Origin of the sequence: Sabulicella rubraurantiaca (genome assembly GCF_017355885.1) — a bacterium.
Lineage (GTDB): Bacteria > Pseudomonadota > Alphaproteobacteria > Acetobacterales > Acetobacteraceae > Roseococcus > Roseococcus rubraurantiacus.
In genome coordinates, this window is sequence record NZ_JAFEUU010000003.1 from 200,533 (window position 1) to 224,977 (window position 24,445).

Annotated in this window: 26 protein-coding genes; 19 read left to right on the forward strand and 7 right to left on the reverse strand. The window is 71.5% G+C overall.

All coding sequences use genetic code 11. From position 1 onward, the window contains the following. Window positions 1-56: 56 nt before the first annotated feature. The gene (locus JTJ31_RS07775) at window positions 57-803 is read left to right on the forward strand and encodes a CoA transferase subunit A (RefSeq protein ID WP_207538066.1); all 747 of its coding nucleotides are present in this window, start codon (window positions 57-59) and stop codon (window positions 801-803) included. A gap of 11 nt (window positions 804-814) precedes the next feature. After that, a complete protein-coding gene (locus JTJ31_RS07780; RefSeq protein WP_207538067.1) occupies window positions 815-1,453 on the forward strand; it encodes a CoA transferase subunit B in 639 nt (212 codons plus the stop codon). Between the two features lie 16 nt (window positions 1,454-1,469). Here the strand turns inward: JTJ31_RS07780 and JTJ31_RS07785 are convergent, their stop codons facing one another. Then, complete coding sequence (locus JTJ31_RS07785) at window positions 1,470-1,709, reverse strand: hypothetical protein (RefSeq protein ID WP_207538068.1); 240 nt, start codon at window positions 1,707-1,709, stop codon at window positions 1,470-1,472. Window positions 1,710-1,779: 70 nt separating this feature from the next. Here JTJ31_RS07785 and addA point away from each other — a divergent pair, with 70 nt between their 5' ends. Further along, window positions 1,780-5,241 (forward strand): double-strand break repair helicase AddA, encoded by a 3,462-nt coding sequence (gene addA / locus JTJ31_RS07790; RefSeq protein WP_207538069.1) that lies wholly within the window; start codon window positions 1,780-1,782, stop codon window positions 5,239-5,241. A gap of 40 nt (window positions 5,242-5,281) precedes the next feature. Here the strand turns inward: addA and JTJ31_RS07795 are convergent, their stop codons facing one another. Then, entirely contained in the window at window positions 5,282-6,004 is a 723-nt protein-coding gene (locus JTJ31_RS07795) for a PEP-CTERM sorting domain-containing protein (protein WP_207538070.1), read from the reverse strand. A 251-nt stretch (window positions 6,005-6,255) separates the two neighbouring features. Between JTJ31_RS07795 and trxA the strand changes: the two genes are divergently transcribed. The 8 genes from trxA to JTJ31_RS07835 all read left to right on the forward strand — a co-directional run bounded on the left by trxA (window position 6,256) and on the right by JTJ31_RS07835 (window position 14,144). Further along, window positions 6,256-6,585 (forward strand): thioredoxin TrxA, encoded by a 330-nt coding sequence (gene trxA, locus JTJ31_RS07800; protein WP_207538071.1) that lies wholly within the window; start codon window positions 6,256-6,258, stop codon window positions 6,583-6,585. 83 nt (window positions 6,586-6,668) lie between these two features. Next, complete coding sequence (locus tag JTJ31_RS07805; RefSeq protein WP_207538072.1) at window positions 6,669-7,115, forward strand: hypothetical protein; 447 nt, start codon at window positions 6,669-6,671, stop codon at window positions 7,113-7,115. A gap of 54 nt (window positions 7,116-7,169) precedes the next feature. After that, window positions 7,170-9,578, forward strand: a complete 2,409-nt coding sequence (hrpB, locus tag JTJ31_RS07810; RefSeq protein WP_207538239.1) for an ATP-dependent helicase HrpB — start codon at window positions 7,170-7,172, stop codon at window positions 9,576-9,578. A 222-nt stretch (window positions 9,579-9,800) separates the two neighbouring features. Continuing rightward, window positions 9,801-10,544 (forward strand): SDR family oxidoreductase, encoded by a 744-nt coding sequence (locus tag JTJ31_RS07815; RefSeq protein ID WP_207538073.1) that lies wholly within the window; start codon window positions 9,801-9,803, stop codon window positions 10,542-10,544. A gap of 71 nt (window positions 10,545-10,615) precedes the next feature. After that, on the forward strand, window positions 10,616-11,467 hold the full coding sequence (locus JTJ31_RS07820; protein WP_207538074.1) for a fumarylacetoacetate hydrolase family protein: 852 nt from the start codon (window positions 10,616-10,618) through the stop codon (window positions 11,465-11,467). After that, window positions 11,464-12,210, forward strand: a complete 747-nt coding sequence (locus JTJ31_RS07825; RefSeq protein ID WP_207538075.1) for an SDR family NAD(P)-dependent oxidoreductase — start codon at window positions 11,464-11,466, stop codon at window positions 12,208-12,210. Before JTJ31_RS07820 ends, JTJ31_RS07825 begins: the two co-directional genes overlap by 4 nt. Next, window positions 12,191-12,535 (forward strand): hypothetical protein, encoded by a 345-nt coding sequence (locus JTJ31_RS07830; RefSeq protein ID WP_207538076.1) that lies wholly within the window; start codon window positions 12,191-12,193, stop codon window positions 12,533-12,535. The genes JTJ31_RS07825 and JTJ31_RS07830 overlap by 20 nt, the downstream gene beginning before the upstream one ends. 61 nt (window positions 12,536-12,596) lie before the next feature. Further along, the gene (locus JTJ31_RS07835) at window positions 12,597-14,144 is read left to right on the forward strand and encodes a hypothetical protein (RefSeq protein WP_207538077.1); all 1,548 of its coding nucleotides are present in this window, start codon (window positions 12,597-12,599) and stop codon (window positions 14,142-14,144) included. Between the two features lie 7 nt (window positions 14,145-14,151). Here the strand turns inward: JTJ31_RS07835 and JTJ31_RS07840 are convergent, their stop codons facing one another. Both JTJ31_RS07840 and JTJ31_RS07845 read right to left on the reverse strand, forming a co-directional pair. Next, window positions 14,152-14,724 carry a DUF938 domain-containing protein gene (locus JTJ31_RS07840; protein ID WP_207538078.1) on the reverse strand — a complete coding sequence of 191 codons (573 nt, stop codon included), beginning with the start codon at window positions 14,722-14,724 and terminating at the stop codon, window positions 14,152-14,154. Continuing rightward, window positions 14,721-15,734: an NAD(P)/FAD-dependent oxidoreductase gene (locus JTJ31_RS07845; RefSeq protein ID WP_207538079.1), complete on the reverse strand. Its 1,014-nt coding sequence runs from the start codon at window positions 15,732-15,734 to the stop codon at window positions 14,721-14,723. The genes JTJ31_RS07840 and JTJ31_RS07845 overlap by 4 nt, the downstream gene beginning before the upstream one ends. Before the next feature lie 57 nt (window positions 15,735-15,791). Between JTJ31_RS07845 and tsaE the strand changes: the two genes are divergently transcribed. The 5 genes from tsaE (at window position 15,792) to JTJ31_RS07870 (ending at window position 20,053) form a co-directional block, all read left to right on the forward strand. After that, complete coding sequence (tsaE, locus tag JTJ31_RS07850) at window positions 15,792-16,226, forward strand: tRNA (adenosine(37)-N6)-threonylcarbamoyltransferase complex ATPase subunit type 1 TsaE (protein ID WP_408015394.1); 435 nt, start codon at window positions 15,792-15,794, stop codon at window positions 16,224-16,226. Next, window positions 16,220-17,137, forward strand: a complete 918-nt coding sequence (locus JTJ31_RS07855; protein ID WP_328805699.1) for an aminoglycoside phosphotransferase family protein — start codon at window positions 16,220-16,222, stop codon at window positions 17,135-17,137. The genes tsaE and JTJ31_RS07855 overlap by 7 nt, the downstream gene beginning before the upstream one ends. Before the next feature lie 11 nt (window positions 17,138-17,148). After that, window positions 17,149-17,859, forward strand: a complete 711-nt coding sequence (locus JTJ31_RS07860; protein ID WP_207538242.1) for a nucleotidyltransferase family protein — start codon at window positions 17,149-17,151, stop codon at window positions 17,857-17,859. 8 nt (window positions 17,860-17,867) lie between these two features. After that, window positions 17,868-19,376: an apolipoprotein N-acyltransferase gene (gene lnt / locus JTJ31_RS07865; RefSeq protein WP_328805701.1), complete on the forward strand. Its 1,509-nt coding sequence runs from the start codon at window positions 17,868-17,870 to the stop codon at window positions 19,374-19,376. Between the two features lie 188 nt (window positions 19,377-19,564). After that, on the forward strand, window positions 19,565-20,053 hold the full coding sequence (locus tag JTJ31_RS07870; RefSeq protein ID WP_207538080.1) for a helix-turn-helix domain-containing protein: 489 nt from the start codon (window positions 19,565-19,567) through the stop codon (window positions 20,051-20,053). 35 nt (window positions 20,054-20,088) lie between these two features. On the opposite strand, the gene JTJ31_RS07875 is transcribed toward JTJ31_RS07870, so the two are convergent. Continuing rightward, the gene (locus JTJ31_RS07875; RefSeq protein WP_207538081.1) at window positions 20,089-20,232 is read right to left on the reverse strand and encodes a hypothetical protein; all 144 of its coding nucleotides are present in this window, start codon (window positions 20,230-20,232) and stop codon (window positions 20,089-20,091) included. Continuing rightward, window positions 20,229-20,405 carry a hypothetical protein gene (locus JTJ31_RS07880; protein ID WP_207538082.1) on the reverse strand — a complete coding sequence of 59 codons (177 nt, stop codon included), beginning with the start codon at window positions 20,403-20,405 and terminating at the stop codon, window positions 20,229-20,231. The genes JTJ31_RS07875 and JTJ31_RS07880 overlap by 4 nt, the downstream gene beginning before the upstream one ends. 137 nt (window positions 20,406-20,542) lie before the next feature. Here JTJ31_RS07880 and JTJ31_RS07885 point away from each other — a divergent pair, with 137 nt between their 5' ends. The 3 genes from JTJ31_RS07885 to JTJ31_RS07895 all read left to right on the forward strand — a co-directional run bounded on the left by JTJ31_RS07885 (window position 20,543) and on the right by JTJ31_RS07895 (window position 23,056). Continuing rightward, entirely contained in the window at window positions 20,543-21,559 is a 1,017-nt protein-coding gene (locus JTJ31_RS07885) for a zinc-binding alcohol dehydrogenase family protein (protein ID WP_207538083.1), read from the forward strand. Between the two features lie 5 nt (window positions 21,560-21,564). After that, window positions 21,565-21,990, forward strand: coding sequence for a DUF4149 domain-containing protein (locus JTJ31_RS07890; RefSeq protein ID WP_207538084.1), 426 nt, complete (start codon window positions 21,565-21,567; stop codon window positions 21,988-21,990). Window positions 21,991-22,081: 91 nt separating this feature from the next. Next, window positions 22,082-23,056 (forward strand): Bug family tripartite tricarboxylate transporter substrate binding protein, encoded by a 975-nt coding sequence (locus tag JTJ31_RS07895; protein ID WP_207538085.1) that lies wholly within the window; start codon window positions 22,082-22,084, stop codon window positions 23,054-23,056. A 19-nt stretch (window positions 23,057-23,075) separates the two neighbouring features. Here the strand turns inward: JTJ31_RS07895 and JTJ31_RS07900 are convergent, their stop codons facing one another. Continuing rightward, complete coding sequence (locus JTJ31_RS07900) at window positions 23,076-24,389, reverse strand: tetratricopeptide repeat protein (RefSeq protein WP_207538086.1); 1,314 nt, start codon at window positions 24,387-24,389, stop codon at window positions 23,076-23,078. Window positions 24,390-24,445 lie beyond the last annotated feature (56 nt).

Genomic DNA, 24,445 nt, shown 5'->3' on the forward strand with positions numbered 1-24,445 from the left:
GCACCGGCCGCCCCGCCGCTAGGTTCCCGCGCACCGGAACGGGACGAGGGTTCAGGATGGGCAAGGTTTATCCCGACGCGACAGCGGCGCTGGCCGGGCTGCTGCGCGACGGCATGGTGATCCACTCGGGCGGATTCGGCCTGTGCGGCATCCCCGACGTGCTGATCGAGGCAGTGAAGGAGAGTGGGGTGAAGAACCTCACCGTCGTCTCCAACAATGCGGGCATCGACGATGTGGGCCTCGGCAAGCTGCTCCGCACGAAGCAGATCAGCAAGATGATCGCCTCCTACGTGGGCGAGAATGCGGAGTTCGCGCGCCAGTTCCTGGCCGGGGAGCTCGAGATCGAGTTCAACCCGCAGGGCACGCTGGCCGAGCGCATCCGCGCCGGCGGCGCCGGCATCCCCGCCTTCTTCACCAAGACCGGCGTCGGCACCAAGGTCGCGGAGGGCAAGCCCACCGCCGAGTTCGACGGCGAGACCTTCGTGATGGAGCGCGGCATCGTCGCCGACCTCGCCCTGGTGCATGCCTGGAAGGGCGATACGGAAGGCAACCTCGTCTACCGGCGCACCGCGCGCAACTTCAACCCGATGATGGCCACCGCCGCCAAGGTAACGGTCGCGCAGGTGGAGAACCTGGTGGAGGCCGGCGAGATCGACCCGGATCACGTGGTCACGCCTGGCATCTACGTGAAGCGCATGATCGCCCTGCCTTCGGGCTACGAGAAGCGCATCGAGCAGCGCACCGTGCGCCCGCGCGGCGCCCCCGCCACGCCGGCCGCGGCGGGCACCGAAAAGCTGGCCTGAGGAGACACGACATGCCCTGGACGCGCGACGAGATGGCGGCCCGCGCCGCCCGCGAATTGCAGGACGGCTTCTACGTCAACCTCGGCATCGGCATCCCGACGCTCGTGGCGAACCACATCCCCGAGGGGATGTCGGTCCAGCTGCAGAGCGAGAACGGCATGCTGGGCATCGGCGCCTTCCCCTTCGAGGGGGAGGAGGATCCGGACATCATCAACGCCGGCAAGCAGACTGTGACGATGCTGCCCACCACCAGCATCTTCAGCAGCGCGGATTCCTTCGCGATGATCCGCGGCGGGCACATCGACTGCTCCATCCTCGGCGCGCTTCAGGTGGCGGAGAATGGTGATCTCGCCAACTGGATGATCCCGGGCAAGATGGTGAAGGGCATGGGCGGCGCCATGGACCTCGTCGCCGGGGTGAAGCGCGTGATCGTGCTGATGGAACACACGGCGGGCGGCAAGTCCAAGCTGCTGAAGCAGTGCACCCTGCCGCTCACCGGGCAGCGCGTGGTGGACATGGTGGTGACCGACCTCGCGGTCTTCTCCGTCGCCCGGCGCGGCGACACCGAGCTGCGCCTCATCGAGATGGCGCCGGGCGTGTCGCTCGACGAGCTGCGCGAGAAGACCGAGGCGCAGTTCCTCGCGAACTGACCGCGAAGGGCGGGCGCTAGCTTTCGTTGCGCAGCGCCTGCCCCGCTCCCGTTCCGGCGGCGTGGTCCTTCTCGGCCTTGCCCTGCGTGGCCTTGCTGGTCCCGTCGGTCGGGTTGCCCTCCGCCTCGGCGCGGGAAGTGGCGGGCTTAGGCTTGCCCGGCCCGTCCGTCGGGCTGGGCGCCTTGCCGCCTTCCGTCACGTCGTCGCTGGAGGGAAGGTGGTTGCCCCGCACCAGCGGCTTCTCGTCCTGGCTCATCGCGTCCTCCAATCGGTGAACGGGATGAACCGCGCGGACGGCGGCACGGTTTCGGGCTAGCCTCCCTCCCATGCCGAATCCGCAAGCCCGGGACATCGCCGCCGAACGTCAGCGCCAGGCTTCGGATCCCGCCGTCTCGGCCTTCGTCACCGCCTCTGCGGGTTCGGGCAAGACCAAGCTGCTGACCGACCGCATCCTGCGCCTTCTGCTCGCCGGGGCACGGCCGCAGGGCCTGCTCTGCCTCACCTTCACCAAAGCGGCGGCGGCGGAGATGGCGACGCGGCTCAACACGCGGCTCGGCGATTGGGCGGTGGAGACCGACGCCGCGTTGCTGGGCGACCTGCGCGCCCTGCTGGGCCGCGTGCCGGAGCCAGAGGAGGCGGCCCGCGCCCGCCAGCTTTTCGCCGAGGTGCTGGAACTGCCCGGCGGCATGCGCATCGCCACTATCCACGCCTTCGCGCAGTCGCTCCTGCGCGGCTTCCCGCTCGAAGCGGGCCTCGCCCCCGGCTTCTCGCTGATGGAGGAGATGGACGCCGCCGCCGAACTTGCCGGCGCCCGCGAGGCTGTGCTGCCGGAGGCGGCGGAGGCCGCGCTCCTTGCCCCGCTCGCGGGCGGGGAGCAGCTGGCCCGGCTGATGGCCGAGCTTCGCGGCGCCGAGGCGTGGCTGACCGAGGCGGTCCAGGCCTCGGGCGGGCTGGAAGGGTTGCTGGCCCGCATCGCCCGGCGCCTCGGCATTCCCGCGGGAATGGACGAGGACGGGCTGCTGCACGAACTCACCCATCCCCGGGAGGAGGCGGCCATTCGGCACGCCGCCGCCGCCCTCGCGAACAGCCGCAACGCCAACGATGCCGAGCGGGGCGAGCAGATTCTGGGCTTCCTCGACCGCGACGCAGAGGCGCGCGCCGCGACCGCGGCGGAGTGGGAGGCCATCTTCCTCACCAAGGAGAAGGAGCCGAAGAAGAACCTCGCCACCAAGCAGAGCGGCGACAAGGAGGGCATCGAGGCTGTGCTGAAGCCGGAGGCAGAACGCCTCGCGGAGCTGCACGGGCTGCGCGCCGCCATCAATCTTTGGCGCGCCACGGGGGCGGCGCTGGGCCTCGCCCTGCCGGTTCTGCGCCGCTTCCGCGACAGCAAGTCCGTGCTGGGACGGCAGGATTACGACGACCTGATCGCCGGGGCTCGGCGCCTGCTGGAGAATCCGGGGGCGGCCTGGGTGCTCTACAAGCTGGATGGCGGCATCGAGCACCTGCTGCTGGACGAGGCACAGGATTCCAACCCCGAGCAATGGGGCATCGTCCGCGCCCTCACCAACGAGTTCTTCGCAGGGGAAGGGGCGGAGTTCCGCGGCCGCTCGGAGCGGACGGAGCTGCCGCGCACGATCTTCGCGGTGGGCGACGTGAAGCAGAGCATCTACGGCTTCCAGGGCGCCGATGCCGCCGGGTTGCCGCGCGCCCTGGACCAGTATGGGCGCGACGTGACAGCCGCGAAGGAGGCGTTCCGTGCCGTGCCGTTGGAGGTGAGCTTCCGCTCCGCCCCCGCCGTGCTGGCCCTGGTGGATGCCGTCTTCGCCGAAGGCCCGGCGCGGCAGGGCGTCGTGGCCGATGGCGAGGTGCTGCGCCACATTCCCGACCGCGCCGGGGCGGCCGGTCTGGTCGAGATGTGGCCCCTCCAAGCCGGTGGCGAGGCGGAGGGCGCCCCCGCCTGGGACGTGCCGGGCGAGGCGCGCGACGAGACCGGCCCCGATGCTCGCCTGGCCGAGGCGTTGGCTGCCCGCATCCGCCACATGCTGGACCACGAAACGCTGGAAGCACGGCATGAGGGTGACCCTTCGCGCGGCCGCCGCATCCGCCCCGGCGACATCCTGGTGCTGGTGCGCCGCCGCAACGCCTTTGTCGGCCAGCTGGTGAAGGCTCTGAAGAACCAAGGCGTGCCGGTGGGTGGCGCCGACCGCATGGTGCTGATCGAGCAGATCGCCGTGCAGGACGTGCTGGCGACGCTGGACGCCATCCTGCTGCCCGAGGACGACCTCCAGCTCGCCGCCGCGCTGAAATCGCCCATCTTCGGGCTGGAGGAGGAGGATCTCTTCGCCCTGGCTTGGAAGCGTGGAACCAGCCTCCACGCAAGGCTGATGGCGCAGCGCGGCGCGGAAACGCCGATCGGCCGCGCCGCCGACCTGTTGGCCGCGCTGGAGGAACGCGCCGACCACGTGCCCCCGCACGCGCTGATCGCGGAATTGCTGGGCGAGCGGGGCGCGCGGGCAAGGCTGCTGGCACGGCTTGGCCCCGATGCGGCGGACCCGCTGGATGAATTGCTGAACGCCGCGCTGGCACATGAATCCGCCCACCCGCACGCGTTGCAATCCTTCCTGCACTGGCTGCGCCGCGCCGCGCCGGAGGTGAAGCGCCAGGCGGAGTCTGGCGCGGATCAGGTGCGGATCATGACGGTGCATGGCGCCAAGGGGCTTCAGGCGCCGGTGGTGATCCTTCCCGACATCACCGGCAGCCGCCCGCGCGAGTCTGGGCTGCGCTGGACCTCGGACGGGCTGCCGCTCTGGGCGCCGAAGCGCGAGGGCTTCGCCACGCCGGATTACGACGCCGCCGTGTCCGAGGGCGCGGCGCGCGAGGCGGAAGAGATGAACCGCCTTCTCTACGTCGCGCTGACGCGGGCGGAGGACCGGCTGCTGGTCTGCGGCTGGTATCGCGCCAAGCTTCCCGAGGATTGCTGGCACACGCGCCTCCTCGCCGGGTTCCGCCGCCTGGGCGCGGAGGAGGCGCAATTCGAGCCGGAGGGGTTCGGCGCCCGCCCGGATGGGTTCGAGGACGGGCCGCTCCTGCACCATGCCACGCCGCAGCGCGACCGGCGTCGCGAAGAATCCCGCCCCGAGCGCGCCGAAGCAGAGGCGCTGCCCGCCTGGGCGCGGCTGCGTGCCACGGCGGTGGAGCCGGAACCGATCCTCACCCCCTCGCGCCAGGAGGATGAGGGGGAAGGGGATGGCCCGGCCCTGGCGCCGCATGGCGAGGGCGATCGGCGCGCGGCGCGGTTCCGCCGCGGTAACCTCGTCCACGCCCTGCTGCAATCCCTGCCCGGCCTGCCGCCCGGACGCCGCGCGGCGGCAGGTGCGGCCTTCCTGGCACGCTCGGCCCACGCCCTGTCGCCTGAGCAGCAGGCGGAAATCCTGCGCGAGGCGCTGGCAGTGATGGAGCACCCGGCGCTGGCCGCCGCCTTCGGCCCCGGCTCCCTGGCCGAGGCGCCGCTCGCGGCGCGGCTGCGCGGGCGGCTGGTGGCCGGGCAGGTGGACCGCCTCCTGCTGGAGCCGGACCGCGTCACCATCCTCGACTATAAGACCAACCGCGAGCCGCCCGGGTCGCCGGAGGCGGTGCCGGAGGCCTATCTGCGCCAGATGGCGGCCTATCGCGCCGTGCTGCGGCAGATCCACCCGGAGAAGGCGGTGGAATGCGCCCTGGTCTGGACAGTGGGGGCGCGGGCCATGCCACTGCCCGGCGAGCTGCTGGACCGCTTCGCGCCCTTCTGATCATCTCCGCGGCGGGGTGCCCGTCGCGGGGAAGGCCCGTTCAACCCGCCCGCAGCTGGCGAAGGCCGAAGCCCCCGAGCAGCAGTGCGGTGCCGAGCAAGGCCAGGCTCGAGGGTTCGGGAACGGGCTTCTGCGAGAACTGGTTGTCGAAGCTGAGCAGCTGCGCCAGCCCGTTCTGCCCACCGGACAGGAGCAGCTGCTTGAACACTTCGCAGCTCGTCGCCGGGGCCTGCGTGAGCGCCGTGTCCGTCGCCCCGGTCGCGGTTCCGGCCACGTTGAGCTCGCGACGCGGCTGCAGGCCGGTTTCGCCGCGACAATTCGCCACCTCAATCCCGGCGATGCTTCCCGTGCCGGCGACCGTGAAGGGCGAGTTGAGGTCGAACTGGATGTCGGTGATCCGCATCGTGCTGCCCGGCACGAGCGAGACCGTGTAGTTGATGATGAAGTTCTGGCCCTGGTTGACGCCGGTGCGGAACTCGGTCGGGCTGGAGAAGCGCAGGCCGGGCGCGTTCGTGCCGACACCCGTGCCCGTCACCGTGATCTGCGACGGCTGCGGCGCCGGATCGCTGCCGGTGGGGGAGAAGGTGAACCCGGTGAAGATCTTGTCGTCGACCTGGATGGTGCCGCCGCTGGTCAGCTCGAGGAGGAGACAGTTGGGCGGGTTCTCGCAGCCCGTCGTGATGACCTCGGCAAGGCTCGCGACGGGGAAGGCGGCGCAAAGTGCCACGAGGACCGCGGCTGGACGAAGGGAGCGCTCGGGCATGTCTCATTCCTTCCATGCAACGGGGGTGCTGCTGTTCCTGATCCTGTGCCCTCCTTTCAGCCGGGATGTTCTGAACCGAGGAAAATCCACCCATCGGCACCCGCCTGGCAACAGGAATCGGGCGTGGCCAATCATTGGCCCGGCGGGGCGGGCGTTTCCCGCGCTCGGGGGACCAGTACGGGAGGGCGGCTCCTTGACCGCGGCCCCCTCCGACCCGACCTTCAGGGTAACCGAACGAAGGAACGCTTTCCATGAGCGAAGTGACCAAGGCCGTCAGCGACGAAACTTTCGAGAGTGAGGTGCTGAAGGCCCAGGGGCCTGTCCTGGTGGATTTCTGGGCTGAATGGTGCGGCCCCTGCCGCATGGTCGGCCCCATCCTGGACGAGATCGCCAAGGAATACGCGGGCAAGTTGACGGTCGCGAAGGTCAATATCGACGAGAACCCGATGACTCCCACCCAGTTCGCGGTGCGCGGCATCCCGACCATGATCCTGTTCAAGGATGGCAAGCCGGTGGACACCAAGGTCGGCGCCGCCCCCCGGTCCGAGATGAAGGCCTGGGTGGAGCGCAGCCTCGGCTGATCCGCGGGAAAGGCGCGAGATGTGCCTTCCCCGGCATACATCTTCGGTTGCATGGTGTTGTGTCCGCATGCGGAGATAGCACCATGCGCGAGTTCAAAGGCCGCCCGCCCGGTGCCGGGGCGGGCGACATGTCCCGGCTCACCGAGGCGCTGCGCCCCAGCATCGCCCTGACCCCCCGCCAAGCGGGCGATGCCCGCCGGATGCGGCGCGAGGGCAAGGAGCCGCCCGAGATCGCCGCCCTGCTCGATGTCCCGATGGATGAGGTCGAGAAGGCGCTCTGCCAGATGCGGATGCCGCGGCCCGAGACCACGCGCGGCACGCTGAACGTCACCCTCGCCGCCCATGCGGTGGTGATGCGCGAAAGGCAGGGCAACGAGCCGCTCTGGGTCACGATGGACCGGCTGCTGGACGAGTTGTTCCGCCTCCGCGCCGAGGCGGGGCGCCGCGTCTCGCCGCCCCGCAACTCCGCGCGCCGCCGCACGCCGGAGGCGCCGCTGCTGGACCTGATGGGCAGCGCGCGCCGGCACTGACGCCCCGCCCGTGGGCGGGGAGAGCGCCGTGCGGTAGGAACCGCACGGACCATGATGAACCCCGGAACCGACCTTCCCATCCAGGAGGCACTGCCCGCCCTGCGCAATGCGCTGCGCGCCGGGCCGAATGCCGTGCTGGTCGCCCCGCCCGGGGCGGGCAAGACCACCGTCGCGCCGCTGGCGCTGATGGAGGAGCCCTGGGTGGAGGGCGGCAAGCTGCTGGTGCTGGAGCCGCGCCGCGTCGCTGCCCGTGCCGCCGCGCGCCGCATGGCGGAATTGCTGGGCGAGGGGGCGCCGGGCGGGACGATCGGCCTCGCCACGCGGCTGGACCGCGCGGGCAGCGCGCGGACACGGGTGGAGGTGGTAACCGAAGGGCTGCTGGTGCGGCGGCTGCAATCCGACCCCGGCCTCGAAGGCGTCGCGGCGGTGCTGTTCGACGAGGCGCATGAGCGCCACCTCGACACCGATCTCGGCCTTGCCCTCTGCCTCGACCTGCAACGGGCGCTGCGGCCGGAGCTGCGCCTCCTTGCCATGTCCGCCACGCTGGACGGGGCGCGCTTCACCGATCTGATGGAGGCGCCGCTGGTGGAAAGCCTGGGCCGCGCCTTCCCGGTGCGCGTCGAGCACGCCAAGCGCGACATCCTGGAGCCGCGCGACCTGCCCGAAGCGATGGCGCGCGCCATCCGCGAGGTGATGGGCCGCGAGGGGGGCGACGTGCTCGCCTTCCTGCCCGGCTGGGGCGAGATCCGCCGCACCGCCGAGCGTCTGGGCGGGCTGGACGCCGACGTGCTGCCGCTGCACGGCGAACTCCCGCCCGCCGAGCAGGACCGCGCCCTCTCGCCCGGCCCGCGCCGCCGCGTCGTGCTGGCGACGAGCATCGCCGAGACCTCGCTCACCGTGCCCGGGGTCAGGATCGTGGTGGATGGCGGGTTCCGCCGCACGCCGCGCCTCGACCCCGCGACCGGCCTGTCGCGCCTCGTTACCACCCGCATCTCCCGCGCCGCAGCCGAGCAGCGCGCGGGCCGTGCCGGGCGCACCGAGCCGGGCGTGGCCGTGCGGCTCTGGAGCGAGGCGACGCAGCGCGGCATGGCGCTGCAGGACCGACCGGAGATGCTGGAAAGCGAGCTGTCCGGCCTCGTGCTCGACTGCGCCGCCTGGGGCGCCGCGCCCGCCGATCTGTCCTTCCCCGACCCGCCCCCCGCCGGTGCGGTGGAGGCGGCGCGCGCCCTGTTGCGCGACCTGGACGCGCTGGACGCGGAGGGGCGCATCACCGTGATGGGACGGCGCATGGCGCGGCTGGGGGCGCATCCGCGCCTCGCCCGCATGATGTGCGCGGTGGAGAATGAGGAGGAAGCGGCACTGGCCGCCGAACTCGCCGCGCTGCTGGAGGAGCGGGATCCGCTGAGGGGCCGCGAGCCGCCCGCTGACATCACGCTGCGCCTCGACCATCCCGCCGATGGTGACCCGGTGGCGCTGCGCGCCATCCGCCGCACCGCCGCGCTGCACCGACGACGTCTGGGGGTGCACGGCAATGTCCACGCGGCGGGGGACGCGGGGGCGCTGCTGGCCGCGGGATTCCCCGACCGCATCGCGCTGCGGCGCGGCAACATGGATGGCGCCTTCCGCATGGCCTCCGGCCAGGGCGCGCGGCTGCCCGCCACCGACCCCTTGTCGCGCGAGCGCCTGCTGGCCGTCGCCGATCTGGAACTCAAGGGCATGGAGGCTCGCATCCGCATGGCGGCGCCAATCGGCCTCGCCACGCTGGAAGAACGCTTCCCGGAGCGGTTCCGCGTAGAGGAGGGCGCTTCCTTCGATGCGCGCGCCGGGGCGGTGCTGGCACGGCGGCGGCGGATGTTCGGCCCGCTGGTGCTGGAGGAAACCCCGCTGCCATCCGCCGACCCGGAGGCGATGGCCCGCGCCCTGGCCGAAGCGGCAGCGGGGCGCGGGTTCCGCGACCTCGACTGGACAAAGGGCGCCGAGCAGCTGCGCGCCCGCATCGCCCGGATGCGCGCGCTGGAAGGCGAACCCTGGCCCGATTCGCTGACCGCCGAGGCGCTGGCGCCGCATCTCTACGGGCTGACGAAGCTGTCCGAGCTGAAGTCGCTGGACGTGGCGCAGATCCTCCTGCCGCACGATCTCCGCCGCCGCCTGGATGCGGAGCTTCCGCCGCGCATCGCCCTGCCGCAGGGCCGCTCCGCCGCCGTGGACTACGCGGCGGAGGTGCCGACGCTGGAGGCAAGGGCGCAGCACCTCTACGGCATGTCGTCGCTGCCGCCTCTCGCGGGCGGGCGCGTGCCCTTGCAGGTGGCGCTGCTGTCCCCCGCTGGGCGGCCCATCGCCATCACGCGGGACCTCGCGGGGTTCTGGAAGGGCGGCTGGCTCGATGCGCGCAAGGACATGCGCGGCCGCTATCCGAAGCATGATTGGCCGGAAGACCCTAGCTCGGCGCTTGCGCCGAGCTAGGAGTTTTGCTGGGCCCTCAGGCGACGGGCGCGGCCTCTGGCCGCTTGGCTTTCGCCGCGCCACGGTCGCGTCTGCTGGTTGGGTGGTCTGGCGGTGCCGGTCGCTCTGCGGCCGGATCTCTGTTGGCACCCTCCACCTCTGACGGACGGAGCCCCGCACCTTCGCGATTGACGCGCCTCTCCCTTCCCTGCGCAATGCGCGCAACGATGGGAGGGACCAGGGATGGCCGGCAGGCTTCAGGGCAAGCGCGTCTTCGTCAGCGCGGCGGGGCAGGGGATCGGCCGCGCCGCCGCCATCATGATGGCGCAGGAAGGCGCGGACGTGCTGGCGACCGACAGGGACGTGGGCAAGCTGCGCGGCCTGGAGGGCATCGAGACCCAGGGCCTCGACGTGATGGACGACACGGCGCTGCGCGAGGCGATCACGCGCGGCGGGCCCTTCGACGCCATCTTCAACTGCGCGGGCTTCGTCCACCAGAACACGGCGCTGACCTGCACGGATGATGAGTGGGACTTCGCCTTCGCGCTGAACGTGCGCGCCATGTGGAAGGCGATGCAGGCGGCGCTGCCGGCGATGATCGAGCGCGGGCGCGGTTCCATCATCAACATGTCCTCCGCCGCCTCCTCCATCAAAGGGGCGCCCAACCGCTTCGTCTATGGCGCGAGCAAGGCGGCCGTGGTGGGCATGACGCGCGCTGCGGCGGCCGACGTGGTGAAGCAGGGGATCCGCGTGAACTGCCTCGCCCCCGGCACGGTGGAGACGCCCTCCTGGGAGGAGCGCGTGGCGGCGAATGCGGACGAGGCCGGCGGGATGGAGCAGGCGCGCGCGGCCTTCGTCGCGCGCCAGGCGATGGGGCGCCTCGCGCGGCCGGAGGAGATCGCCTCGCTCGTCGTGTATCTCGCGAGCGACGAGAGCGCCTTCATGACCGGGCAGGCCGTCATCATCGACGGAGGCTGGACGCTGTAGCGCCCCGCCCCTTCAACCGCGCTGCTTTCCCCCCTAGGCTCCCGCCCGATCAAATCGGGAGAGGGAACCCCATGAAGCTCTTGCGCTACGGCCCCAAGGGGAAGGAGAAGCCGGGTCTGCTCGACGCCTCGGGCGCGATCCGCGACCTGTCCGGCATCTGCGACGACATCGCGGGCGACGTGCTTTCGCCCAACGGCCTCAAGAAGCTCGCCGCGCTGGACCCGAGCACCCTGCCGAAGGTCGAGGGCAATCCGCGCCTCGGCCCGCCGGTCTCGGGCTTCACGCAGCTGATCTGCATCGGGCTGAACTACGCCGACCACGCGGCGGAGACGGGCGCCGATATCCCGAAGGAGCCGATCGTCTTCCTCAAGGCCAATGGCGCGATCAGCGGCCCGAATGACGACATCGTGATCCCCAAGAACAGCTCCAAGACCGACTGGGAGGTGGAGCTGTGCATCGTCATCGGCAGCAAGGCCACCTGCGTCAGCGAGGATCAGGCGCTGGACCACGTCGCCGGCTACGCCACGGGCAATGACGTGAGCGAGCGCGAATGGCAGATCGAGCGCGGCGGCGCCTGGGACAAGGGCAAGGGCGCCGACACCTTTGGCCCCGTCGGCCCCTGGCTCGTCACCAAGGATGAGGTGCCTGACCCGCAGGCGCTCGACCTGTTCTGCGAGGTGGACGGCACCATGCGCCAGAAGGGCAGCACGAAGACCATGATCTTCGGCGTGAAGACCATCGTCTCCTACGTGTCGCACTTCATCACGCTGCACCCGGGCGACATCATCTTCACCGGCACGCCGCCCGGCGTCGGCCTCGGTGTGAAGCCGAACCCGGTCTTCCTGAAGCCGGGCCAGACGCTGCGCCTCGGCGTGCAGGGGCTGGGCGAGCAGCGTACGCGCACCGTCGCGTATTCCGGGTGACGCGACGCGTCCTCATCACCGGCGCTTCCTCCGGCATCGGCGCGGCGACGGCACGGCGCCTCGCCGCGCCGGGCGTCGCCCTCGTCATCCACGCCCGCGGCAACGAGGCGGGCGCGGTGGCGGTGGCGAAGGAGGCGCGCGCCAAGGGCGCGGAGGCGCATGTCGTCCTGGCCGACCTGTCCGATCCCGAGGCCCCCACCGGGCTGGTGGAAGCGGCAGCGGAGCGACTGGGCGGGCTGGACGCGGTGGTGAGCAACGCGGGCTTCGCCGACCGCACCCCGGCCAGCGACCTGTCGGACGCGACGCTGGCGAAGAGCCTGGACACGATCCTCTGGGCCTTCCTCCGCCTCGCCCGCGCCGCCGGGCCGCATCTACGGCGGGGTACGCATCCGCGCCTCGTCGCCGTGTCCTCCTTCGTCGCGCACCTGTATCGCCATGACGCGCACAACTTCCCGGCCACAGCCGTCGGCAAGCTGGGGGTGGAGGCGCTGCTGCGCACCCTGGCGATGGAATGGGCGCCGGCGGTGACGGTGAACGCCATCGCCCCCGGCTACACCCAGAAGGATCCCGGCGCCCATGCCTCCTATTCGGAGGAGCAGCGCCAGGCCCTCACCGCCAAGGTGCCGATGCGCCGCCTGGGCACGCCGGAGGAGATGGCCGCCGCCATCACCTTCCTGCTCGGCGAGGAGGCCGGCTACGTCACCGGCCAGGTGATCCACGTGAATGGCGGCCTCGTCGTTTGACGAGCCGCCGCCCGTTACGCCGGACGGGCGCTACATCGTGGTGCGCGGTCGGCTGTGGCGCCGCGCAAACCCCCATCTGCCCGAGGCGGAGCGCGACTCGCTGGTTCGTGCCCTGATGGCGGCGCGGCGGGCGGTGGGCGCAGCCCGCCGTGCCGGCGATCGCGACGCTCTTGCCAATGCCGGCGCATCGGTCCATGCCGCCAAGGTCGCGCTGGGCGAGCGAGGACCTGTCTGGTGGACAGACGGGGCGCCCGATTGGAACCGCCGCCTGGCGAAGAACTCTCCCTATGCGGAATGGTTCGCCGCGCTGGGAGGCGGGGAATGAGCCGGGGCTGACACCTCCACCCAGCCGGCGAGTTTCAGCGAAGCCAAGCCAGGGAGAAAAGGTGAACTCAGTGTCCGGCCCGGCCCGTTCCGGCCTCCCCTTCCAATTCCATTCCGGCGTGGACGGTGCCGTGCCCCATGCCGGCTGGCGGCGCGCCCGCGCGGCCGTGCTGGGGGCGTTGCGGCCCGGCCAGCCCGTGCTGCTGCTCGGCCAGCCGGGCGCGGGCAAGACCTTGCTGCTGCGGGAAGTGGAGCGCACCCTGCGCGAGGAGGGCCGCCCAGCGCAGCTTCACGAACACGCCCTCACCGCCGAGCCGGACCCGCCCGAAACGGTGCGGCTGCTTGACGAGGCGGATGCGCTGGACGACGCGGCGCTGCGTGGCCTGGGCGAGGACGGACCCTCCGTCCTGGCGGCGCTGCCCGGCTTCGCCGCGCGGTTGGAGGCGCTGGGCCTGCCCTTCGCCGTGGTGCCCCTGCCACCGCTTTCCCTCGAGGATGTGGGCGAATTCGTCGCCGCGCGGCTGGAGGCGGTGGGCGAGCCGCCCGATCTGTTCGAGGCCGAGGCCGTCGAATCGCTGGCCCTGCACGCGCGCGGCCTGCCCCGGCTGGTGGCGACCCTGGCCCAGGGCGCGATGTTCATCGCCCGGATGGGCGGCTCGGCGCGGGTCGGCCCCCATCACGTCGAGGCGGCGGATGCGATGCGCTCCGGCGGGCCCACCCCGGCTCCGCCCATCTCAGCCCCGCCCGCGCCGGAGCCACCGCCCGCCCCCGAGCCGCCACCCGAACCGGCGCCAGCGCCCAAGCCGGAACCCAGGCCCGAAGCCGCGCCCCCTCCTGCGCCGCCACCGCCAGCGCCCCCGCCGGAGCCTGTGCCGGTCGCCGCCGCTTCGGCGCTGCGCCGGCCCTCCGCAGCGCCGGTGGAGATGCCGCCCGATATCGTGGCCGACGCGCCCCTGGCCCCGCCGCACCCGTCCCGGCGGCCGGCGCGGTCGCGCCGGCGCCGCTGGCCGGTGGCTGTGCTGCTGCTTCTGCTGGTCGCGCTGATCCCGTTGGGCTGGGAATGGGCCGGAATGCCGCTTCCGGTCGCGGAGCCAACCCCAAGCGCTGAGCCCGCCCCGGCCCAGGAGGCAGCCCCGGCCCGGGAGGCGGCCCCAGCCCCGGCCGCGCCAGCACCCGCATCGCCTGGGCCAGCCCCCGCCGTAAAGGTACCACGCGCTTCCCCGCCAGCGGCCCCGCCCGCCCCGCCACCGGAAGCCACGCCCGCCGAGCGGCCCGGCAGCTTCCGCGGCGCAAATTTCAACGAGACCTTGCAGCGCGGCGGAAGGCTGCGGCTGATCGTGCGGCCGACCGGGGAAGGGGATGCGGTGGCGGTGCGCTTCGAATCCTGGGCAGGGCTGATCGGCACGGGCGAACTCCGCGGCCGGCTCGCTCCCGACGGGACGCTGATCGCCTCGGGCACGCTGACGATGGGGCGCAACCCCTTCACGACGGAGCTGGAGGGGCGCATCGCCGGCAACCAGCTGACCGGATCAGCGCGCTACACCCGCGTGCCCGGGCCGGGCATCCGCGTCTCCACGACCGAAAGCACCTTCCGCCTCCTGCGCGAGTGAGGGGCGCTCAGCGCCGGAAGGCGACCAGAAGGTTGTTGGCCGGCATCTCCGTGACTTCGGGCGAACCCCAGCCATTCCGCGCCGCCAGCGCCGCCACGTCTTCCAGCCGCCGCACGCCCCAGCGCGGGTCGCGTTCGCGGAGGTCCTGATCGAAGGCGAGGTTGGAGGGGGCGGTAAGGACGCCGTCGCGGAAAAATGGTCCATACAAGAAGAGCAACCCGCCCGGCGCCTTGCGGAACAGCCCCTCGCAGGCCGCCCAGGGCGCGATGTGGATCATGTTGATGCACAGCACCGCCTCGGCGCGCGGGAAGGACGCTTCCCCGGCCGCGTCCAGCGCGAGGGGCGGGCGGAGATTGGGCAGCCCGGCCTCGCGCACATAAAGCGCGATGGAGGCGCGCGCCTCCCCATCCGGGTCGCTGGGCTGCCACAGCAGATGCGGGAAGCGCCGCGCCAGATGGACGGCGTGCTCGCCCGAGCCGCTCGCCACCTCCAGCACCACGCCGCGCGCGGGCAGGAGCGGCACCAGCGCCTCGGCGATGGGGTCCCGGTTGCGCTGCGCGGCGGGCGACTCGCGCTTCACCCGAGCGGCACGCCCTTGGAGGTGGAATACTCGAAATGCAGCGCCTCGCCGGGGAAGACCCGCGGATGGATGGCGTGCGCCGCCATCGCGGCCTCGCTGAAGCCTTGCAGGATCAGCTTCAGCTTGCCCGGATAGGTGGCGATGTCGCCGATGGCATGGACGCCAGGGATATTGGTCAGGCAGGTGGCCGGGTCCACGCGCACATGCTTGTGCTCGATGCCCAGCCCCCATTCGGCAATGGGGCCGAGTTCCATGGACAGGCCGAAGAAGGCCAGCAGATGGTCGGCCTCGACGCGCTTCTCCTCGCCCTTCAGCGTGGCGAGCACCACGGCGGAAAGCCGGCCTTCCGTGCCTTCCAGCCCATGCAGCTGGTAGGGGATGGCCATCTCCACCTCGCCGCGCGCGGCGGCTTCGGCCAGTTGCCGCGCGCTCTCGGGCGCGGCGCGGAACTTGTCGCGCCGATGCACCATGGTGACGTGGGCGATGTCCTTCAGGCTGAGTGCCCAATCCACCGCGCTGTCGCCGCCCCCGGCGATCACCACGCGCTTGCCGCGGAACTCCTCGCGCTTCGTCACCAGGTAGCGCACGGCGCCCGTCGCCTCGTAATCCGGCAGGTGGTCCAGCGGCGGGCGGTTGGGGCCGAAGGCACCCGCCCCGGCGGCGAGGATGACGGCCTTGCAGCGGATCACCCGGTCCGTGCTGGTGCGCAGGGTGAAGCCCTCGTCGCCCTGCGTCATCGCCTCGACGCGCTGGCCGAGCAGGTAGCGCGGCTCGAAGGGCAGGGCCTGCTCGGCCAGCTGCTCGATCAGCTTCGCGCCCTCGATGCGCGGATGCGCCGGGATGTCGAAGATCGGCTTCTCGGGATACAGGGCGGCGCATTGGCCGCCGATCTCCTCCAGCGTGTCCACCACGGCGCAGCGCATCTTCAGCATGCCGCACTCGAAGACGGCGAAGAGGCCGCAGGGCCCCGCGCCGATGATGCACACGTCGGTCTCGATCACGTCGCTCATGCCCGACCGCTTGCCCCGCTTTGCCTCGCCCGTCCAGGGCGTGCGACAAGCCGGGCCATGGAGATGGTGCTGAACGGCCTCAGCGAGACCGAGGCCCTGGCCGCGCGACTGGCCCAGGCGGTGCGGGCGGGGGATGCGATCCTGCTGGAAGGGCCACTGGGCGCGGGGAAATCCGCCCTCGCGCGCGCCTTCCTCCGCGCCCTCTCCGGCGACGCGGCGCTGGAGGTGCCGAGTCCCACCTTCACCCTGGTGCAGCTCTATGACATGCCGGGGGGCATGATCGCCTCCCACTTCGACCTCTACCGCCTCGACGGTCCCGATGCGCTGCACGAGCTGGGTTGGGAGGAGGCGCTGGAGGGCATCGCCCTGGTGGAGTGGCCCGACCGGCTCGGCCCCCTGGCGCCGCCAGGGGCGCTGCGCGTCGCGCTGGAGCCGCTGGAGGGCGATGCGCGCCGGGTGGTCGTCACGGGCTGGGAGAAGCGCGCGTGGTAACGGAACTCCTCGCCCGCGCCGGCTTCGCCGCGGCGCGCGCCGAGTCGCTTCCTGGCGATGCCAGCAAGCGCTACGCCAGGCTGCATGGCGGTCCGCGCCCGGCCCTGCTGATGGAGACGCCAGGCCAGGACTACCTGGACGCCTTCCTGCGCGTGGCGCGCCACCTCGATGCCATCGGCGTGCCCGCCCCGGCGGTGCTGGCCGAGGCGCCGGGCGCGGCGCTGGTCGAGGATCTGGGGCCGCAGAGCATGGCGGATGCGCTGGATGCCGGGGCGGACCCGGTGCCGCTCTATGCCGCCGCCGCCCGCACCCTGGCGAAGCTGCACGGAGCGCCGCCCCCCGATGGCCTGCCCGCCTGGGACGTGCCCCGGATGACGGAGGCGGCGATGGCCACGTTTCTCGACTGGTGGTGGCCCGCCGTGTTCGGCACGCCTCCGGATGACGCGATGCGGGCCGGGCTGCGCGCCGCGCTGACCGAGATGCTGGCTCCCTTCGCCGCCGAGGGCTTCGTCCATCGCGATTATTTTCCCGCCAACCTCGTCCCCACCGCTCGCGGCATGGCGGTCATCGACTTCCAGGACGCGGCGCGCGGCCACCCGTTCTACGACCTCGTCTCCCTCGTCGAAGATGCGCGGCGCGACGTTTCGGCGGCGGCGCGCGAGGCGGCGTTGCGCGCCTATGGCGGCACCCCGGATGCGGCGGCGATGGCCGCGCTCGGCGCACAGCGCCACTTGCGGGTCGCGGCGCTCTGGGTGCGGCTCGACCGCCGCGACGGCAAGCCGCACTACCTCGCCCACGGGCCGCGCTGCTGGGCGCATCTCGCCCGCGCGCTGGAGCACCCGGCGACGGCACCGCTGCGGCGTTTCCTGGACGCGCATGTCCCGCCCCGGCTGCGCGGCAACCCGGCGTGATTCGGCGCGGCATGGTGCTGGCGGCCGGGCTTGGCACCCGGATGCGCCCGCTGACGGATCAGACGGCGAAGCCGCTGCTGACGCTGCTCGGCCGCTCGCTGCTGGACCACGCGCTGGACCGGCTGGCCGAGGCCGGGGTGGAGCAGGCGGTGGTGAACGCGCACTGGAAGGCGGAGAAGGTCGCCGCTGCACTCACCGCGCGCACGGCGCCTCCCCGCACCCGCCTCCAGCTTGAGCCGGAGTTGTTGGAAACCGGCGGCGGCATCCGCCGCGCCCTGCCCCTGCTGGGCGAGGAACCCTTCGCCATCATCAATGGCGACGCCTTCTGGCGCGAGGGGCCGGTGCCGGCGCTTCAGCGCCTCGCCGAAGCCTTCGATCCGGCGCGCATGGATTCGCTGCTGCTGCTGATGCCCACCGCGCGCATCGAGGGAACGGTGGGGCGCGGCGACTTCTTCCTGGATGGCTGGGGCCGGCTGCGTCGCCCGAAGCCCGGCGAGGTCGCGCCCTTCCTCTTCGCCGGGGTGCAGCTGATGGCGCCCGCACTGGTGGCCTCGGAGCCGGACGGGGTGTTCAGCCTCAATCGCTGCTTCGACCGCACCCTCGAGGCGGGGCGGCTGCACGGCATCGTCCATGATGGCGAGTGGTATCACCTGTCCACCCCGCCCGATCTCGACCGCGCCGAGCGGCGCCTGCGCGAAGGCAAGGGAATCAACTGGCTGTGAAGCAACTGGTGCAGCGTCCCGCCGCCCTGGCCACCGTGCTGGGCGCGCTCTCCGCCCTCGCCCTGCCGCCAGTTCATCTCCTGCCGGTTCTGCTGCTGACCGTGCCGGGTTTCGTGCGGCTGGTGGGCCGGGCGCCTACTTGGCGGCGCGCCGCGCTGCTCGGCTTCCTGTTCGGCTTCGGGCACCACGTGGCCGGCCTGTACTGGGTCACGCATTCCCTGTTCACGGATTTCGGGCGCTGGTTCTGGCTGGTGCCGATCGCAGCCCCGGGTCTGGCCCTGCCGCTGGCGTTGTTCTCCATCCTGCCGGCGCTGGTGGCGTGGCGGGCCGCGCCAGGATGGCCGCGCGTCCTGGGCTTCGCCGGCGCCTGGGTGCTGGCCGAGGGGCTGCGCGGCCTCCTGTTCACCGGCTTTCCCTGGAACCTGATCGGGACGGGCTGGGCCTTCCACCCGCTGCCGCTCCAGCCCGCCGCCATCATCGGCACGCATGGCCTGTCCCTGGTGACGATCCTGCTGGCAGGGCTGCCGCTGCTGGGCCTGCGGCGCGCGGTGCCGCTGGCGCTGCTGATCCTGCTGCCCTGGATGGGGTTCGGCGCTTGGCGCCTCGGCCAGCCCGAGCCGCCCGCGCCCGGCATTCGCCTTGTCCTCGTCCAGGGCAACGTGGCGCAGGAGGTGAAATGGGACGAGGCGCAGCGCCTGCCCATCTTCCGCCGCTACCTCGACCTGACGCGCGAGGGCACGGCCCGTGCCGCCGCGTCGGGGGAACGCGTGGTGGCGATCTGGCCCGAGACCGCCAGCCCCTTCCTGCTGGCGCAGGATCCGGAGGCGATCCGCTTGGCAGCACTGTCGCTCGCGCCCGGCGCGACGCTGCTGGCCGGGACGGTGCGCGCCGAATGGGGCGAGGACCGGCGCCTGTCAGGGCTTTGGAACTCCCTGGTCGCGCTCTCCGCGGAAGGCGAGACGCTGGCGGTGTTTGACAAATTCCACCTCGTTCCGTTCGGGGAATACATGCCGCTGGGGGGGCTCATCCCCATCCGGGTGGTGACGGGGGGAATCGATTTCTCCGCCGGGCCGGGACCGGTGACGCTCTCCGTAGCGGGGCTGCCCGGCTTCTCGCCGCTGATTTGCTACGAGGTGATCTTTCCCGGTGCGGTGACGGGGACGGAGCGGCCTGCCTGGCTGGTGAACATCACCAACGATGCATGGTTCGGTGTCTCGGCCGGGCCGTTCCAGCATTTCGCGGCGGCGCGGATGCGGGCGGTGGAGGAGGGACTGCCCCTGGCGCGGGCCGCGCAGACCGGGATCAGCGCGGTTGTGGACGCGCGAGGTGATATCGTTTCGCACTTAGAGCTTAACGCAACCGGAAGCCTTGAAGTCAGTTTACCAGGAAGACTTCCGCCTACCGTTTTTGGACGGGCAGGATCTATGCTGCCGCTTACACTGGCGCTCCTGCTTGTGATTTTGAGTTTCCTGCGAAATAGATTAGAAACCGACAACCATGACGTGCATTATGGTTGATCGCAACACCGGAGAGTATGGTTTAAATCTTGAGACACGTTTAGATTATTGACCACACCCCAACAATCCCTTAATGGTTGTTTCGGCAGCCCCCCCGGTCCTGTCCGCCAGGTTCCCCCCGGTCCCAGGCATCACAGTCGGCTCGACTCGGGTGAAGGTCGAAGGAAGACGGACAGATGAGGCATGCAATGGCGACTGAGGAAAACCTGGAGCGTGCTGCGGAGCGAGAGCATCGTCCCAGCCCCATCGACGTGCATGTCGGCTCCCGCGTCCGGCTGCGACGCACTCTCCTCGGCATGAGCCAGGAGAAGCTGGGCGAGGCGCTGGGCCTCACCTTTCAGCAGGTGCAGAAATACGAGCGCGGCGTGAACCGCATCGGCGCCTCGCGGCTCTACGACCTGTCGCGCGTGCTGGACGTGCCGATCTCCTTCTTCTTCGACGACATGCCGATGGGCGGCGGCAGCGTTTCCTTCGCGCAGCGCAACCATGGCGTGGCCGAGCCGGGGCAGGATCCCTTCGGTGCCCCCGCGAATGCGGCGGCCGCGGCGGGCATTCCGCCCGACCTGCTGCAGCAGCGCGAGACGCTGGAGCTGGTGCGCGCCTATAACCGCATCCAGGATCCCGCGATCCGTAAGCGCGTCTTCGATCTCATCAAGGCGATGACGCCGCCCGACTGAGACGCCGGGCGCGGAGCGGCCCCGCGCCCTTTCGGTCAGATCGCCGTGCCGAAATGCAGCGGGCGCGGCACATAGAGGAAGCCCTCGCCGTCACGGATCACCCGGCCGAAGCCCGGCCAGGGCACGTGCGCCGCGCCCATCGGCATGGCTTCCTCGGCCAGCATGGTCAGCGTCTTCACGCGGCTCTCCACGCCTTCCGCCGGGTCCACGTCCACGCCGAATCGGCATGCTTCTTGGGCGTCTGTCGGGGAAGAAGTTGCAGCTGCCTTCGTTTCGCGCCCTGCGTCGCGCCGTCCAGCAGCGCCATCACCTCGAAGTCCCCGAACTTCACGCGCTGGAACTGCGGCGGCATGTCGTCCTGCGGCGTTCGACGGGAGGGCTCATGGATGGTCTCCCGTGGGGCTGCTCCGTCCTGTGTTTGGGGAGGGTGCGCGGGGTTGTCACCCTGCTTCGCCACGCTAGACCCTTTGGGACGCTTGGGAGAACGCCATGAAGGTCGTAGCCTACACGCAATGCCGCCCCTCCTCCGACCCGGAGGCGCTGCTCGACCTCGACCTACCCGAACCGCCTGCCCCAAAGGGACGCGACCTGCTGGTGGAGGTGCGCGCCGTGTCGGTGAACCCGCTGGACACCAAGCAGCGCGGCCGTGCCGACCCCAAGGGCGAGCCGAAGATCCTCGGCTTCGACGCAGCCGGGGTGGTGCGCGCCGTGGGCCCGGAGGCGCGTCTCTTCGGCGTGGGGAACGAGGTGTTCTATGCCGGCGCAGTGAACCGATCGGGATCGAACGCCCAGTTTCAGTTGGTGGATGAGCGCATCGTCGGCCCGCGCCCGGCGAAGCTGGATTTCGCCGAATCCGCCGCCCTGCCGCTCACCTCCATCACGGCCTGGGAGGCGCTGTTCGACCGGCTCCGCATCCCGCACGGCGCTTCGGGCGCGGCGCTGCTGGTGGTGGGGGGCGCGGGCGGCGTCGGCTCCATGGCGATTCAGCTGGCGCGGGCGCTGACCGGGCTGACCGTCATCGCCACCGCCTCCCGGCCCGAGACGCGCGAATGGTGTGAGCGACTCGGCGCGCATCACGTGCTGGACCATGCGGGCGACCTCGCGGCGCAGGTGAAGGCGCTGGGCGTTGCCGTGCCGTGGATCTTCTGCACCACCCAGACGGAGCGCCATTGGCGCGCGATCTGCGACATCATCGCGCCGCAGGGCCTAGTCTGCGCCATCGACGAGCCGATGACGCTGGAGGTCGGGCGGCTGAAGCCCAAGGCCGCCGGGCTGGTGTGGGAGGCGATGTTCGCCCGCATCCTCTTCAGCACCGCCGACATCGAGGCGCAGCACGCGCTGCTGAAGGAAGTATCGCTCCTCGCCGATGCGGGAACGATCCGTTCCACCCTCACACGCCGCCTCGGCCCCATCTCCGCAGCCGCGCTGCTGGAAGGGCACCGACTGGTGGAGGAGGGGCGGATGATCGGCAAGGCGGTGGCGGAGGGCTGGAACGACCCCAACTGAGCGGAATGGAATCCGTCCTGTCGCTCATCGCGATCTTCGCGCTCGCCCTGCTGCTGGGCGGCATGGTGTTCTTTGCCGCCGTGGTGGCGCCGCTGGTCTTCACGCGGCTGCCGCCCGTGGCCGCGGGGCCGTTCATCCGGCAGGTCTTCCCCGTCTATTACCTGTGGGTGCTGGCGCTCTCCGCCGCCGCCGCGGTGGCGCTGTTCCCGCTGAGCAAGGAGGCAGCGGGGATCATGGCCGCCACCGCCGGCCTCGCTTGGTTCCTGCGCCAGGTGCTGATGCCGCGCATCAACCATTTCTCCGACGCAGCCCAGGCGGGCGATGCGGCGGCGCGCCCGGTCTTCGCGCGGCTGCACCGGCTGAGCGTCGTTGCGAACCTGTTGCAGATGATCGCGGCCGGCGCGGTGCTGGCGATGTTCGCGCTGCGTTGAACCCGCGTTGCCGCTTCCTGCGGCATGGACTTAACTCCCTGACGAGGCGTGGCGCCTCGGGTCGCGCCTCCACCACGGAGGAAACACGACCATGCATCGCCGCAGCCTCGCCGCCGCGCTCGCCCTCGCGCCGCTTGCCGTTCCCGCCTTCGCGCAGGGCACGGCGTCCTGGCGGCCCGAACGACCCATCCGCTTCATCGTCGGCTTCGCGGCGGGCGGCAGCACCGACATCACCGGGCGCCTCGTTGCCGAGGCGATCTCCCCTGCGCTCGGCCAGCCCGTGGTGGTGGAGAACCGCATCGGCGGGGCGGGCAATATCGGCTCGGAAGCCGTGGCGCGGGCGGCACCGGATGGCCACACCTTCGTCGTCGCCTCGGTCGGCACGCACGCGACCAACCAGTTCCTGTATCCGAACATGGGGTTTCACGTGGTGAACGACTTCACGCCCGTGGCGCTGGTCCTCACCAGCGCCGCGGTGCTGGTCGTGCATCCTTCCGTGCGGGCGCGCAGCGTCGCGGAACTCGTGGCCCTGGCGCGGGAGAATCCGGGCGGGCTCAACCTCGGCACCAGCGGGTCGGGCGGGACGCAGCATTTCGCCGGCGCGCTGTTCGAGGAGAAAGCGGGGGTGCGCTTCACCCACGTGCCGTATCGCGGCGGCGCGCCGGCCATGGCCGACCTCCTGGCCGGGCGGGTGCAGGTGATCTTCTCGCCGCTCGCGGAGGCGATGGGTGCGATCCGCGCCGGTCAGATCATCCCGCTCGGCGTCACGCGCAACGGCCGCATGCCGGCGCTGCCGGATGTGCCGCCCATCTCCGACACCGTGCCCGGCTACGAGTTCAATTCCTGGATCGGCATCTTCGGCCCGCCGCGCCTGCCGCAACCCATCGTGCGCCGCATGTCCGAGGTGATCGCCGAGGCGGTGCGGAGCCCGGCGACGCGGCAGCGCATGGAGGATCTTGGCTACCTGCCGGAAGGCGGATCGGCCGAGGACCTCGCGCGCATCCAGCAACGCGACTTCGCGCTGATGGAGCATCTGGTGCGCGTGACCGGCGCCGCGCAGCAGTAAAAATGGGAGCACGTGCCGGTCAGTGGACCGGCAGCGCCTCCAGCCCGGCCACCGGGATGCCGCGCGGTCCGGGGCGGCGCCTCGCCAGCAGGCGTCGCGCCTCCTCGTGCCTCCCGCAGGCAAGAAAGGCCTTCAGCAGCGTGAACTCGACGAGGTCGATCTGCGCGCGGCTGCCGCCCATCCGCTCCCGCTCCGCGAACACGCTCTCGATGCCGGCGATCGCTGCGTCGTAGTCCCGCTTCTCGAAGGCGATGAAGGCGCGGGCCAGGGCGGCGACGACCTGCCCCGCCGGGTAGCGTCCGGCGCTGACCATCTCGTCCATTTCCGCGAGGCGCGCCTCGGTTTCCGCGGGGTCGCCGGCCACGGCGTCGACCAGGGCGATGTGCCAATCCGCATAGGGCAGGCCCGGGTGCGGAAAGAGGCGGCGCACGAAGCCGTGCAGCGCCTCCCAGCGCGCATGGTCGCGCGGATGCCCCGCAAGCTCGGCGCGCCACAGGAATGAGGGCGCGTCGAAGATCTTGATCAATGCCGGACCTGGATGGTCCTCGCCCGCGAAGCCCTGATCGAAGAGCTGCAGCCCCTCGTTGAACTCGCCCTCGTGCAGCCGCACGAGCGCTAGGTGCCAGCTCAGATGGCCGTGGAGGGCGCCGTTGCGCGGATAATCGGCGAGCCAGGAGCGGAGGAAGGACGTGGCGGCCTCGGCCTCGCCATTCTCGTAGTGGAAATGCGCCAGCGTGTGCGCCGCATAGGCGTTGCGCGGGCATTGCGCGATGGAGGCTTCGATGCGCGGCCGCGCGGCATCCTGGTGGCCAAGCTCGGAAAGGGCGAAGGCGTAGTGGCTGTTGAACCACCAGTCGTCGCCATAGTGCGGTTCCAGCATCGCCAGGAAATCCAGCTGGTCCTGCTCCCGCGTCGCGCTGCCGGAGATGCCGATCAGGCCGGTCTGGTTGGCCGCGAGGCTGACCGCGACCGCATCGCGCGGCCAGTCCACCGCGTGGCGCCGCAGCGCCTCCAGCGAGAAGGCGGGCTTGCCGCCCAGCAGCCGGTCGATCACCTCCACGTGGCTCCTATCCCGGTCCGATGCCTTCCTGCCCAGGACGCCGCGTGCCGCCGCGATGGCGTCGCGGGCCTCGGCGATGTTGCCCGCCAGTTGCAGCGCCCGCGCGCGGCCGGCATGGGCCAGCGCGAAGTCCGGATCGGCGAGGGACGCGCGTTCGAAGGCCTCGGCCGCGCCGGGATACATCCGCAGCAGGATGTCGCATCCCTCGACATAGGCATCGCGCGCCTCTGGCGATGTCGTGGAGAGGGGAAGGCCGTATCGGTCGGTGAGCATGGGCCGTGTCCCACAGGGAGGGGAAACTCTCGCCCGGCGGTGGAAGTCTAGGTGAG

What these genes read in the sequence shown, in the direction of transcription:
- JTJ31_RS07845 (WP_207538079.1), bottom strand. Translation starts at nt 15,734, where the DNA reads ATGAGCGACGTGATCGAGACCGACGTGTGCATCATCGGCGCGGGGCCC.
- addA (WP_207538069.1), top strand. Translation starts at nt 1,780, where the DNA reads ATGCCGAATCCGCAAGCCCGGGACATCGCCGCCGAACGTCAGCGCCAG.
- tsaE (WP_408015394.1), top strand. Translation starts at nt 15,792, where the DNA reads ATGGAGATGGTGCTGAACGGCCTCAGCGAGACCGAGGCCCTGGCCGCG.
- JTJ31_RS07830 (WP_207538076.1), top strand. Translation starts at nt 12,191, where the DNA reads ATGGCGGCCTCGTCGTTTGACGAGCCGCCGCCCGTTACGCCGGACGGG.
- JTJ31_RS07775 (WP_207538066.1), top strand. Translation starts at nt 57, where the DNA reads ATGGGCAAGGTTTATCCCGACGCGACAGCGGCGCTGGCCGGGCTGCTG.
- JTJ31_RS07880 (WP_207538082.1), bottom strand. Translation starts at nt 20,405, where the DNA reads ATGCCGCCGCAGTTCCAGCGCGTGAAGTTCGGGGACTTCGAGGTGATG.
- JTJ31_RS07795 (WP_207538070.1), bottom strand. Translation starts at nt 6,004, where the DNA reads ATGCCCGAGCGCTCCCTTCGTCCAGCCGCGGTCCTCGTGGCACTTTGC.
- JTJ31_RS07895 (WP_207538085.1), top strand. Translation starts at nt 22,082, where the DNA reads ATGCATCGCCGCAGCCTCGCCGCCGCGCTCGCCCTCGCGCCGCTTGCC.
- trxA (WP_207538071.1), top strand. Translation starts at nt 6,256, where the DNA reads ATGAGCGAAGTGACCAAGGCCGTCAGCGACGAAACTTTCGAGAGTGAG.
- JTJ31_RS07860 (WP_207538242.1), top strand. Translation starts at nt 17,149, where the DNA reads ATGGTGCTGGCGGCCGGGCTTGGCACCCGGATGCGCCCGCTGACGGAT.
- JTJ31_RS07890 (WP_207538084.1), top strand. Translation starts at nt 21,565, where the DNA reads ATGGAATCCGTCCTGTCGCTCATCGCGATCTTCGCGCTCGCCCTGCTG.
- JTJ31_RS07815 (WP_207538073.1), top strand. Translation starts at nt 9,801, where the DNA reads ATGGCCGGCAGGCTTCAGGGCAAGCGCGTCTTCGTCAGCGCGGCGGGG.
- JTJ31_RS07820 (WP_207538074.1), top strand. Translation starts at nt 10,616, where the DNA reads ATGAAGCTCTTGCGCTACGGCCCCAAGGGGAAGGAGAAGCCGGGTCTG.
- JTJ31_RS07870 (WP_207538080.1), top strand. Translation starts at nt 19,565, where the DNA reads ATGGCGACTGAGGAAAACCTGGAGCGTGCTGCGGAGCGAGAGCATCGT.
- JTJ31_RS07780 (WP_207538067.1), top strand. Translation starts at nt 815, where the DNA reads ATGCCCTGGACGCGCGACGAGATGGCGGCCCGCGCCGCCCGCGAATTG.
- JTJ31_RS07805 (WP_207538072.1), top strand. Translation starts at nt 6,669, where the DNA reads ATGCGCGAGTTCAAAGGCCGCCCGCCCGGTGCCGGGGCGGGCGACATG.
- JTJ31_RS07900 (WP_207538086.1), bottom strand. Translation starts at nt 24,389, where the DNA reads ATGCTCACCGACCGATACGGCCTTCCCCTCTCCACGACATCGCCAGAG.
- hrpB (WP_207538239.1), top strand. Translation starts at nt 7,170, where the DNA reads ATGAACCCCGGAACCGACCTTCCCATCCAGGAGGCACTGCCCGCCCTG.
- JTJ31_RS07785 (WP_207538068.1), bottom strand. Translation starts at nt 1,709, where the DNA reads ATGAGCCAGGACGAGAAGCCGCTGGTGCGGGGCAACCACCTTCCCTCC.
- JTJ31_RS07885 (WP_207538083.1), top strand. Translation starts at nt 20,543, where the DNA reads ATGAAGGTCGTAGCCTACACGCAATGCCGCCCCTCCTCCGACCCGGAG.